11 protein-coding genes and 1 riboswitch are annotated in these 12,011 nt (G+C 54.7%); of the genes, 7 read left to right on the forward strand and 4 right to left on the reverse strand.

Features of this window, described 5'->3' with window-relative positions; all coding sequences use genetic code 11:
- Window positions 1-13: 13 nt before the first annotated feature.
- A riboswitch (Fluoride riboswitch) is annotated at window positions 14-88 on the forward strand.
- A gap of 42 nt (window positions 89-130) precedes the next feature.
- From DA718_RS26855 to DA718_RS26880, 6 genes are all read left to right on the forward strand, one after another.
- Window positions 131-1,093, forward strand: a complete 963-nt coding sequence (locus DA718_RS26855; RefSeq protein WP_009652407.1) for a DHHA2 domain-containing protein — start codon at window positions 131-133, stop codon at window positions 1,091-1,093.
- A 3-nt stretch (window positions 1,094-1,096) separates the two neighbouring features.
- Window positions 1,097-1,525 (forward strand): universal stress protein, encoded by a 429-nt coding sequence (locus tag DA718_RS26860; RefSeq protein ID WP_009652460.1) that lies wholly within the window; start codon window positions 1,097-1,099, stop codon window positions 1,523-1,525.
- A gap of 15 nt (window positions 1,526-1,540) precedes the next feature.
- Complete coding sequence (gene eno, locus DA718_RS26865; RefSeq protein WP_009652415.1) at window positions 1,541-2,827, forward strand: phosphopyruvate hydratase; 1,287 nt, start codon at window positions 1,541-1,543, stop codon at window positions 2,825-2,827.
- A 377-nt stretch (window positions 2,828-3,204) separates the two neighbouring features.
- Window positions 3,205-3,840 (forward strand): 2,3-bisphosphoglycerate-dependent phosphoglycerate mutase, encoded by a 636-nt coding sequence (locus DA718_RS26870; RefSeq protein WP_223175621.1) that lies wholly within the window; start codon window positions 3,205-3,207, stop codon window positions 3,838-3,840.
- Window positions 3,841-3,874: 34 nt separating this feature from the next.
- Window positions 3,875-4,249 carry a fluoride efflux transporter CrcB gene (gene crcB / locus DA718_RS26875; RefSeq protein ID WP_016154442.1) on the forward strand — a complete coding sequence of 125 codons (375 nt, stop codon included), beginning with the start codon at window positions 3,875-3,877 and terminating at the stop codon, window positions 4,247-4,249.
- A 109-nt stretch (window positions 4,250-4,358) separates the two neighbouring features.
- Window positions 4,359-4,619, forward strand: coding sequence for a cation-transporting P-type ATPase (locus DA718_RS26880; protein WP_016154443.1), 261 nt, complete (start codon window positions 4,359-4,361; stop codon window positions 4,617-4,619).
- 168 nt (window positions 4,620-4,787) lie between these two features.
- On the opposite strand, the gene DA718_RS26885 is transcribed toward DA718_RS26880, so the two are convergent.
- From DA718_RS26885 to DA718_RS26900, 4 genes are all read right to left on the reverse strand, one after another.
- Complete coding sequence (locus DA718_RS26885) at window positions 4,788-7,847, reverse strand: efflux RND transporter permease subunit (protein ID WP_016154444.1); 3,060 nt, start codon at window positions 7,845-7,847, stop codon at window positions 4,788-4,790.
- Window positions 7,844-8,959 (reverse strand): efflux RND transporter periplasmic adaptor subunit, encoded by a 1,116-nt coding sequence (locus tag DA718_RS26890; protein WP_009652501.1) that lies wholly within the window; start codon window positions 8,957-8,959, stop codon window positions 7,844-7,846. The genes DA718_RS26885 and DA718_RS26890 overlap by 4 nt, the downstream gene beginning before the upstream one ends.
- Before the next feature lie 101 nt (window positions 8,960-9,060).
- Window positions 9,061-10,227: a sensor histidine kinase gene (locus DA718_RS26895; protein WP_009652412.1), complete on the reverse strand. Its 1,167-nt coding sequence runs from the start codon at window positions 10,225-10,227 to the stop codon at window positions 9,061-9,063.
- The gene (locus DA718_RS26900; protein WP_009652481.1) at window positions 10,224-10,919 is read right to left on the reverse strand and encodes a response regulator; all 696 of its coding nucleotides are present in this window, start codon (window positions 10,917-10,919) and stop codon (window positions 10,224-10,226) included. Before DA718_RS26900 ends, DA718_RS26895 begins: the two co-directional genes overlap by 4 nt.
- A 127-nt stretch (window positions 10,920-11,046) precedes the next feature.
- On the opposite strand from DA718_RS26900, the gene DA718_RS26905 reads away from it, so the two are divergent.
- On the forward strand, window positions 11,047-11,832 hold the full coding sequence (locus DA718_RS26905; RefSeq protein ID WP_016154445.1) for a MipA/OmpV family protein: 786 nt from the start codon (window positions 11,047-11,049) through the stop codon (window positions 11,830-11,832).
- Window positions 11,833-12,011 lie beyond the last annotated feature (179 nt).

Raw genomic sequence — 12,011 nt, forward strand, 5'->3', positions numbered from 1 at the left:
CCCATATAAGATTGATTTACAAGGTGATGGTGCTCCACCTTTCCCAACCGCCGGTTTTTCAACACCGGATGATGGCGCCTGATATACAGATGAAGTTGTCCTCTTATAGGCATGTATGTCAGGTATAGCTATGCAAAATAAAACCACATTACCGCTTACCGCAGAATCTCTCTCTTTTCAAAGAGATAATCCGATTTATGTCTTCGGTCATCGAAATCCTGACAGCGATGCTATTTGCAGCGCGCTGGTTGTGGCTGACTGGCTTAATTACACCGGTCGTCCCGCAACGCCCTGGCGCCTGGGGGATATCACCCCGGAAACCCGTTATATCCTCAACGCTGCGGGTGTTTCACAACCCGATTTACTCACCGTCGATCTGACAGATAAAACCGTATGGCTGGTTGATTTTACGGATGCAGAGCAGGGACCGTCTTCGCTGATGGACAGCAACGTCATCGGCATCATTGACCATCATCGTATTGGTACCCTTGTTACCCGCAATCCACCGGATGTCTGGGTGCGGGCGGTAGGATGCTGCGGAACAGTAATTCTCTCAATTCTCATGCATGACATTCCGATGCCGCTGACTGCCGCTCAGGCTGTGTTGCTGATGGGGGCGATCCTCAGTGATACCGTTGCGCTGACGGGTCCCACCACCACCACTCAGGATCAGGAATCCGTGGCTGTTTTGCGGGAAATCGCCGGTATCGATTATGACCAGTTTGTGACAGGGCTGCTGCGAGCCAAAACAGATATAACCGGGCAATCCGCGTCGGTTTTACTCAATCGTGACGCCAAAAATTACCGGATCCATGATGTGCCGCTGTTGTTGTCACAAATTGAGGTCCGCGACATGGCTGATATTACTCCCCTGTTGCCTGAGCTACTGCAGGAAATGGATAAAACCTGCAAGGACAGCGTGCTGGACATGGTGATCCTGATGGTGACAGACATTACCAGCCGGAACTCCGTTTTGCTTTTTTCAGACAGCAGCCTGACAGGCTCCCGCCAGGTATCGCTGCCCGGCATGACAAGCCGGAAAAAAGAAATCCTCCCCTGGCTGACCAACCGCTTCGCTTCTTATAAGAGGTGATTTATGCAAATTTACCGGCATGCCTTGTTACTTGTACAGAATGAAACCGATGGTCTGCTGTTGCTTGAGCAGGCAGAACGTCTGGCAAAAGAGATGGGCACCCGTATTACTGTCGGGCATCTCAGTGCTGACTATAGGGAACTGGATTATACCAGTGACTCATTAACCAAAGACCGTCAGTCCCGCGAAGTTATTGATGCAAAGGCAATGCTTAGCCGTCTGGTGGAGTCCAGCAGTATTGATATCAACGTCAGGTCCATCGTCAGCATCCATCGTTTCCGGGACGTTGAGGCCGTTGTTCAGCATGAAGATATCGATCTGGTCATGCTGGGGCATGAAAACCGCCTGTTCGGGGTTTTTTCCTCCTTTTCTTTCGAATTCATCAATCACCTTTCTGTTGATGTTCTGATTAAACATATTCCAGCCCCTTAAAAGAAGGTCAAACTTATGAGCTTTGAAATTGAATGTATCATCGCAAGAGAAATTCTGGATTCCCGCGGTAACCCGACCGTAGAGGTTGAAGTGACTTCTGTAGGGGGCAGTATGGCCCGTGCCTCCGTTCCTTCCGGTGCCAGCACCGGCTCCCGTGAAGCCATCGAGCATCGCGATGATGACAAGACACGTTTTGGCGGTAAAGGTGTTCAGGATGCGGTCCAGTGCGTCAATACCGAAATTAACGATGCCCTGCAGGGCTACGATGTACGCCGCCAGAAAGAAATCGACAACTGTCTGATTGCCCTTGATGGCACAGAAAACAAAGGCCGGCTGGGTGCTAATGCGATCCTTGGCGTATCGCTGGCAGTATCCCGCCTGGCGGCACAACTATCCTCTACCCCGCTCTACCGCTATCTGGGTGGCGTCGGCGCGAATCTGCTGCCGGTTCCCTGTATGAATATCATTAACGGCGGAGTTCATGCCCGCTGGCAGGGCGCTGATTTTCAGGAGTTTATGATTGCACCATGGGGAGCCTCTTCCGTACGCGAAGCTATTCGCTGGGGCAGTGAGGTCTACCAGGCCCTGCGTCAGGTCCTGCTGGAAAAAGGTTTATCCGCCGGCGTGGGCGATGAAGGCGGTTTTGCACCGGCCGTTTCCTCAAACCGTCAGCCGCTGGAGCTTATCGTGGAGGCAATTAGCAAGGCGGGATACCGCCCAGGCGAAGATATCGTTATTTGCATGGATCCGGCCTCCAGTGAATTCTACGTCGATGGGAAATATACCCTGCGTACCGAAAATACCCGGCTCAGCGCCGACGAAATGACCCGCTACTATGAGCAACTGGTGAAGGATTTCCCGATAGTCCTGATTGAAGATGGCCTTGCGGAAGACGACTGGGCCGGCTGGCAGCTCCTGCACCGCGCGCTCGGCGATAAAGTTGAGCTGGTTGGCGATGATATCTTTGTGACCAATGTGAAATATATCCAGCGAGGTATCGATGAAAACCTGGCCAATGCCGCATTGATCAAACTGAACCAGATAGGCACCCTGAGTGAAACCATCGAAGCCGTCCAGTTGTGTCAGGATAACAACTGGGGAACCTTTATTTCGCACCGGAGCGGGGAAACCGTGGACAGCTTCATTGCAGATATGACCGTCGGCCTGCGGGCTGGTCACCTGAAAACCGGTGCACCCAGCCGTGGGGAGCGCATTGAGAAATACAATCAACTGATGCGTATTGAAGATGAATTAGGTGATGCCGCCATCTTCGCCGGTAAAGCCGCCTTCAAAAAACGCTGATTCCGTCACCCTTCCCGTATGCTCAGATACGGGAAGGGGTAGGGTGGTTCTGTGAACGGAAAAATACTCATACTGTAACAGCAACGGGGATCCAGGCAAACTGTCTGGTTTTCCTGATCGCTGATGCCTTTTTTAATATACTGCCGGATGATACCAGTGCCGTTGTAATCGCGCTGTTCATCGGGAGCGGTGCCCATCTTCTGATGCGTCACCTCCTTGACCGGAGTCCAGGTAAATCCGGGTAATCAGTACAAACAACTCAACGGGTTCAGGTCCTTCCGGTTCAGTTGTGGGTGACAGACAGGTAGTTGTTATGGGGAAAATTATTTTACTCCGCCATGGCGAAAGTTAGTTGAATCGCAAAATCGTTTTACCGGATGGGAAAATGTCCCGCTGATGCTGAAAGGAGTGGAGGAAACCCGGCGCGCAGCAAACCTGATAAAACGGTCCGGAATCAGTGTGCCACTACAATCATAGATGGAGCCTGCACATCCGTTCTGAACCGGGCAATTCATTCGCTCTGGCTGATAATGGAAGCGCTGAATCAATTGTGGTTACCGGTGGACAAATCATGGCGGTTAAATGAACGTCATTACGGTGCGCTTCAGGGAATGAACAAAGATGAAGCCACTCAACAGATTGGCCAGAAAATCGTTTATCACTGGCGGAGGAGCTATCGTGGTATCTCCCCTCCGTTGCCGGATGCACCTGCTTCACTTCATCGTGAGGCACGTTATCGTCATGTGTCCCTGACGGATTTGCCGGGGGGAGAAAGTCTGGAAATGACGCAACGAAGGTTGTTGCCTTACTGGCACCACGTCATTGTCCTGCGCGTCGCCAGTGGCGAAACCATGTTGCTGGTCAGTCATGCTAATACACTGCGTGCGCTGACCATGTTTATTGAGCAGATTGATGAAAATAAGGTTCCCGATCTGCATGTCCTGACGGGAATCCCCGTACTGTATGAAATGAATGAAAAACGGGCCATCACCGCACGTTATTCCCTTGAATGACGGTCTGATGGTGCCCTGATTTCAGCGAGGTGGTATGTACAAATCATTATTCGCGGTGGTGATAGGCGGATCGATCGGCTGTGTGATCCGCTGGATACTGTCCATGCGTCTCAATGCACTTTTCCCCAATCTTCCACCTGGTACCCTGGTGGTTAATCTGGTTGGCGGATTTATCATCGGTATGGCACTGGCCTTTTTTGTCCGGCAGCCTCACCTTGATCCCGCCTGGAAGTTTTTTATTACCACCGGCATATGTGGCGGTATGACAACCTTTTCCACCTTTTCTGCTGAGGTGGTGGTGTTACTTCAGAATGGCAATTATGCATGGGCTGTCATTTCCGTACTGACGCACGTAACTGGCTCGCTTCTGATGACTGCCACTGGTTTCTTTGTGATGACACTGCTGTAAAAGCATATGCGCCATACACTTAACCGCGCCATGTCTCCGGCAGATTTTCATTTTATCGCCATAACAACATACCTGACCTGCCGGGTCAGGTATTTCCGGAGAAGGGTGTATGGAGATGCTCCCTGAGAATATCGTGAAGGGACTTTCCGAAGCCGAGGTGCAGACCCGGCTGGGTCAATGTGGCTATAACGAAGTGCGTGAACAGCCTCCGGACCAGGTGCGTGCTATCCTCAAACGTCTGCTGGGTCCCATCCCCTGGATGCTCGAAATTGCGCTGGTACTTGAAGTGGTTCTGGGAAAGACGACTGAACCAGTGCGCGCTCAGACAACGACGAACCATCCATTCACCTCATTCGGAGGTCACAGATAGTCGCTGTCTCACACGCCGAATCCCCTCCTGAGTTCACCACGATCCAGCAGGTCATGGCGGCGTCCGGCGCCATGATCCTAGCAGTCGCAACCGGCAGCGACGGTCATCCCCATATCCGCGGGTTGCAATCATTAGTCGAAGCACTAGGCGATGATACGGCAGGACTCGTCAGGGATACGGTTTCCAGTGAAAGATTAGACTTATTGCTGCCGGCAGTAGTGTCAGCGTTGCCAGTGTGGCTGAAAGCAGCCCACCAATAATGGCAAATGCCATCGGTCCCCAGAAAACATCCCGGGCAATCGGCAGCATCCCGAGAATGGCCGCCGAAGCGGTCAGCATGATGGGGCGTGAACGGTGCAGCGCGGCGACTTTGATCGCCTCATCCGCAGTGAAACCATTTTTCATCCCCACATCCACTTCGCTAATAAGAATGACGGCATTACGGATGATCATCCCGGCCAGTGCAATGATCCCCAGCAGCGCCACAAACCCCATCGGTATGCCAAAAGGCAGCATAGCCACAACTATCCCAGGCAAACCAAACGGTGCCATCAGCAGGGCCAGCAGCATCGACGAAAAGCGTTGTAACTGAATCATCAGCAGTAACAGCATCACCATCAGCGTGACAGGCAATACCGCATACACTGAGCTGTTTCCTTTCTCCGATTCCACAACCACTCCACCTTCCTCCACACTGTAACCCGGCGGGAGACTCTCCCGGAAACCGGCAACCACCGGAGAGAGTGCCGATGACACGGTCTCTGCACGAACGCCGGGCGCGGTATCCGACTGAACCGTGATAAACGGCAACCGCTGCCGACGCCAGATAACCGGATCATCCAGCGTCCATTCTGGCGTGGCGACCTGTCCCAGGGGAACTTTATTCCCGGTCGATGATGTCAGCATCAGAGCATTCAGTAACGCCGGGTTTTGTCGTGAGGCTTCATTTCCCCGCAGCACCACATCAATCTGGCGGTTACGGTCGCGCAGGGTGGTCACGGTGGTTCCGGAAAACAGCGTGGCAAGCGTTCCTGCCAGTGACTGAGACGTCATGCCGGTGGCACGCGCCTGCGTCTGATCCACCCGCAGACGGATGACCCGCTCCGGTTCACCGGACGTCAGATTGACACCCCGGGTATCGGGATTGCGGGCAATCATCCCTGCCAGTTGCGTGGCCAGTTCACGTACACGGGTATTATCCGGCCCGGATACCCGGTATCTGACCGGCCAGCCCACCGGAGGGCCCAGCTCCAGTGTGGATACCCGGGTTGTGAGCGTACTGAAATCTTTCGACAGGATCTGCTCAAGCTGTTTCTGCAGCCGGTTTCTCGCCGCTTCATTTTTCGCCACTACGACCAGCTGGGCAATGTTCTCTTTCTGCAGCAGAACATCCATCGGCAGATAAAAACGCACAGCGCCGGAACCGATGTAGCTTGAGTAATGGTCAATATCAGGATTATCGCGCAACTTCGCTTCAAACTTCAGGACGTCGCGGTGCGTCTGTGCCTGGCTGACATTCTGCGGCAGAGTCAGGCTCACCAGCAGCTCCGGGCGATCGGACGCTGGGAAAAACTCACCCTGCATCAGCAGGGCTCCGCCCCCGGACAATATCAGTATCGCCAGGGCACAACCGAGTGTCTTGCGCCGGTGCTGCATCACCCGGTCGAGCAGGCGGGTATAATGACGGTGAAAGAAACTGTGCTTATGTGACTGATGTGAATGCTGTTCCGGCAGTAACCAGACGCCGGTAAGCGGCGAGAAAAGAACCGCAACCAGCCATGAGCTCAGCAGCGCTGTCAGTACCACCACAAACAGGGAGTAGCAGTATTCTCCTGCGCTCGATGCCGCAAATCCCACCGGTATAAATCCGGCAATCATCACCAGTGTCCCCGTCAGCATCGGGAACGCGGTGGTACGAAATACCTGCGTGGCGGCCACACTCAGGGCATCGCCAGCCTCAAGCCGCGACACCATGGCTTCTACGGTGATCATGGCATCATCAACCAGCAGTCCCAGTGCAATGATCAGGGCACCGAGGGAGATTCGCTGTAGCCCTATTCCGGCCAGTTCCATCCCGGTAAATGTCATGGCCAGCACCAGCGGAATGGCCACGGCGACCACCAGACCTGCCCGGCTGCCCAGCGAAACAAAAGAAACGGCCAGCACAATAATAACGGCCTCAACCAGCACCTGGACGAATCCTCCCACCGCGTCACTGACTACGGCCGACTGGTCTGCCACCTTCTCCACACTGATCCCGTAAGGAAGATGCGTGCGGATCCTGTCCATCGTCGCGTTCAGCGCCCGACCAAAATCAACAATATTTCCACCGCGAGCCATCGAAATCGCCAGCCCGAGTGCTGGTTTACCGTTAACCCTAAACTCCGGTGAGGGCGGATCTGCCTGCTGCAGTGTGACCGTGGCCAAATCGGTGAGTGGGATAAAACGGTTTCCGGTATGCAGCACAATTTGCCGCAGGCTGTCCACGGATGTGAAGGCGCCACTGACTTCCACCGACATATTTTCCTGTGATGTCCGGATACGTCCGGCGGGCGTGACGGCATTCTGTGCCTGCAGAGCCGCCGTCACCTGCTGAAGATCGAGTCCCATTCCCGACAGTTTCAGTGGATCAAAAGCAATCACCACCTGTTGTTCGCTGTCACCCAGCAGCGTAACTTTCCCTGTTCCCGGAACAGCCAGCAGAGATGTCCGGATATCATCGACGGTATCGCGTAACTGCCGGGGAGTGAAGCCGTCCGACGTGAAGCCATAAATTGTGCCGTATGTATCATCGAATTCATCATCCACGGCCGGGGTGGTGGTGCCGTCCGGCAGGGATGCCCGGATGTCGTCCATCTTTTTCCGCACGCTATACCAGATACCCGCAACCTCTGACGGCGGTGTGTCATCACGCAGGTTCACAAAAATCACCGACGAGCCCGGACGCGTGTAACTCTCGATATAATCCAGATGTGGGATTTCCTGGAGCTTCTTCTCCAGCGTGTCGGTGACGAAACTGACGGTATCTTTTACCGTTGCGCCCGGCCACTGTGCCGACACCACGGCGGTCTTAATGGTAAACGCCGGATCTTCGCTGCGCGGCAGATTTAGAAAGCTCATGACGCCTGTCACCGTGACCATCAGCATCAGAAAAGCCACCAGTTGTCGGTGGGCCAGTGCCCAGGCAGAAAGATTAAAACCGCCGGAAGCGTGCATAACATTTTTCATTTTTGGTTCTCCGTCAGCACGTTTTCCCCGTCACGTAACTGACTGACCCCGGCAGTGACCACCTGTTCACCGGCTGTCAGCCCTTTGCGGATGAGCACCGAATCGGTCATATAGGCCGCAATGTCAACGGGTGTCAGGCGCAGGCGATTTTTGCCGGTGTCCACCACGAACACTGCCGGTTTCTGTTCTTTCCTCGTCAGGGCAGATGCCGGTACCTGAAACACTTCACTGCCGCCCAGGGGTAATGACCCGGTGACCGTCGCCCCCATAGCCATTACCGCGGGTGCATTCTCAAGGTCATAGCGTACCCGCCAGGTCCGGGTCTGTGTGTCGGCCTGCGGGCTGATGTCACGCAGCGTTCCGGTTACCGACACCGACGGGTTATCCGCCATACGCAGGGTGAGTGTCTGCTGCTGTTTCAGGGTGTCAGCCAGAGCCCCCGGTACGCTGAAGACCGCATCACGGGCCCCTGACTGCGCCACCCGCAGGATTTCCTGTCCGGTGGTCACTACCTGTCCCGGACCGGCGCTGACGGTGGTGACCACCCCGGTAACCGGTGAGAGCAGTCGCGCATACCCCAGACGGTCCGCTGCACTGCTCAGGTCGGCCTGAGCGCTCTGCAGTTTTGCTGTTGCCGTGTCGCGGTTTGTGCGGGCCTCGTCAAGCTGAACCCGGGCAACCGCACCCTGCGGGGCAAGCAGCGTCATGCGTCGCAGGTTTATCTCAGCAAGCCTGGCGCTTGCCTCGGCTTCCTGTACTGCCGCCTGAGCACTGCGGTACTGATTACGCAAATCGGTATCATCCAGTTCAGCCAGTACCTGCCCGGCAACCACTGACTGCCCCACATCCGTGAGTCGTTTCACCATCCGGCCATCGGTACGGAAGCCGATAATCGTCTCTTCATGGGGCAATATTTCACCGGTCATCAGCGTCTGTCCGCCATGATTGCCGGCAGATACCTCCGTGGTCATCACCGGTCTTGGTGGGACATGGCGGGATACCGGCTCATTATCACAGCCGGTCAGTTGCAGGGCGAGGGCGAAAACCAGGGCTGAGCCCCGTCGCCAGAAAAGCAAAGACGCTATCAGGGGGATGAATGAATATGATGGCATGGCAGCCTCCGGAAAAAATGCTGCCATGAGTAAACCGCAGGTGTGTCCAGATACGTTCGACGAACCATCAAGATTTGGTCAAGAAAAGTGAAAAAGAAAACTCATACGGGCAGTTTCACCCGAAACAGGAGTCCGTTCCCCTCTTGCGGGATACTGGCGGTCAGCGTTCCGCCGTGAGACTCACAAATGGCTCTGGCAATCGACAGACCCAGTCCACTGCCTCCTGAATGACGGGAACGGGAAACATCAGAACGGGTAAACCGGTCAAACATCACCGGCAGAAAATCCGGTTCGACGCCCGCGCCGTAATCCCGGAAGGAGAACGTCCAGTAGCCTGACTGAACGGAACCCTGTATCGTTTGCTTCCCGCCTTCCGTCGCGTAACGCAGTGCGTTCTCCATTAAAATGGTAAAGACCTGTCCGATTCGCAGCGGGTCCGCACAACATTCTCCCGGAGGGATATCCGTGTCGTAACCGAAATGCCCGGCGGTAGCCTGTGGCCGTAGCCAGGCAATCTTTTCCTGCAGTAATCCGGCGGGTGAGAAGCGTTGTTTATTCAGCGTAAGCTGCCCTGCATCAGCCAGTGAGAGCAGGTGCAAATCATCAATCAGACGGCTGAGGCTCAGGAGCTGGTTCATCACCATATTCATCTGCGCTTTATCAGCCGGGAATACGCCGTCCATCATTCCCTGTAGACGGCCCACCGCGGCCGTCAGTGGAGAGCGCAGTTCATGCGCGGCTGCAACATGAGATGCCCGTAATTCCCGGTCATAACGTTCAAGTCTTTCGGCCATGGTATTGAAGTTCTGCGTAAACAACATCAATTCAGAGGGCGCACTTGCATCCATTTTTGAGCGAGTGGTAAAACGCCCCTGCGCTATCGCTGCGGAGGCTCGCGTCAGCAGACCGAACTGCCGGGCGAGAGGCCGGGCGGCCAGCAAACCGAGCATAATTATCAGCGGTGTCACAAACAGGACCAGCCCTCCCAGCGTCAGCCAGTCTGTTGACGCAATGGACGGATCTGAGAACTGCAGTCCGTACCAGTCATCAATAATTTCATGGTAACGGATGCGATTAAGATCGGGATTTTCCCGCAGATGCAGAAATTCCTGTCGTACCGCCTCCGGCATCCGATGCTGTACCCAGGCATCCAGCAGGGCAAAACGCAGCCACATGCACAGGGCGATAAGCACGACACTGCCGGCCGCCAGCGACAACACCCTGACGCAAATCCAGCGCCATAATGAACGGGACTCTCTTTTTTTCATGGCTGCAGATACCGGTAACCGATCCCTCTCACGCTGGTCAGCACACCGCTGACCCCCGCTTTTTCCAGTTTGCGGCGTAGGTTATAGATGTGTGTATCAACCACCCTCTCCAGCGCATCACTTTCCGGCAGGCAGTGTTCAAGCAGCGTCTGACGGGAACAGACGCTCCGGGGGCGGGTCATCATCATGTCCAGCAGTGAAAACTCGGTGGGGGTCAGCTCAAGGTGCACCCGGTTTTCATCGTGAATAACAGCGACTGACATGGTGTCCCGGTTGAGTTCAACGGCCCCCACCCGGCGATAATTTTCAGCGCTAGCATGCGCTGCCGCCCCACGCCGTAACACCGCCTGCACCCGGGCCACGACCTCACCCGGATCATAAGGTTTGACGACATAATCATCCGCACCGAAGCGTAAGGCCCCGATACGGTCCGGGGCCTCGCCCATTGCGGTGACCATTATCACGGGAACATCGGATTCGCGGCGCAGCCGGCTGAGTATTTCTGTTCCGGTCATACCCGGCAGCATGATATCAAGCAGAATAAGTGCAGGATGCTGGGTAAGGGCGGCTTCAAGTCCTGCTTTTCCATCATGGGCCAGTATGACCCCGAAGTTTTCACGGCGAAGATAGGCTTCGAGCACATTCGCCGCATCCCGGTCGTCCTCGATAATCAGAATACGTTTTGTGTTCATTCATTCTGCCTTGATGGTTTCTTGATGGTTTCCACGCTGAGTCTTGATAAAGCATCGTCATAATCCACTGCGGGTGGCCGGGCGGGTCACAGCTTACCGTAATGCATAAACATAAAACGAGGGATATATGATGGCAACGTATTCGTCTGTAACAGGGTGTACAGTGATCCTGCTGGCAGCGACCTGCGGGTCCGCTATTGCCGACAGCGGCAATCAGGATGGAGTGACGGTGGGGATAATGGGAGAAAACGCCCCCCGCTACAGTGGCGCGGATAAGCAGCACTGGACAGTGATGCCTTCCCTGCAGGTCCGTAAAGGCGCGTTTTTCTTCGACTCAACAAAAGGTATCGGTTATGACCTGCAGACGGATAATGGCCTCTATTTTGAAAATGCGTTCGGATACAGTTTTGGCCGTGCCGATCAAAATTCATCGTGGCGCGATGGTTCTGACAAACTGAAAGGAATGGGAAACATCCGTGGTGCACTGAACACGCAGGTTGCTGTTGGCTGGCAGGTGAACAGCTGGTTTACCCCGGAAATCCGTGCAACTCTGCCGCTGACGGATTCACAGGGGGTACAGTACCAGGCCTCGCTGACGCTCGTGCCCTGGCAGAACGACACAGATACGGTTGCCCTGCAGGGCGCGGCACTTTTTGGTGACGCCCGGTACATTAACACCTGGTACGGCGTTAATGCTGCCCAGAGCCGCACAACCGGTTTCCGGGAATACAACCGTAGCGCAGGATTTTATGCTACGCAGACTACCCTGAGCTGGCAGCATCAGTTTAATGAACACTGGGGCACCCTACTGGGCGCTTCATATGCCTGGCTTGCGGATAAAACCAGTGACAGTCCTGTTGTGTCAGCGCGAGACAATATCAGCGGTTTTGCTGGTATCAACTGGACATTCTGACACGCCAGGAACTGGCAGAGTCTCCGAAAAGTGGACTATCAGAAACATATATTTGAATGTTGATATCAGATGATGTTTTGCGAGTCATCTACTGGCTTGGAAATGGCTTCAAGCCCTGAGTGATATATCACCGGAAGATTACGAGCAGGAGCATGTACTATTACACTTTCAGTGGAGTG

It is taken from the genome of Klebsiella huaxiensis (genome assembly GCF_003261575.2).
Taxonomy (GTDB): Bacteria; Pseudomonadota; Gammaproteobacteria; order Enterobacterales; family Enterobacteriaceae; genus Klebsiella; species Klebsiella huaxiensis.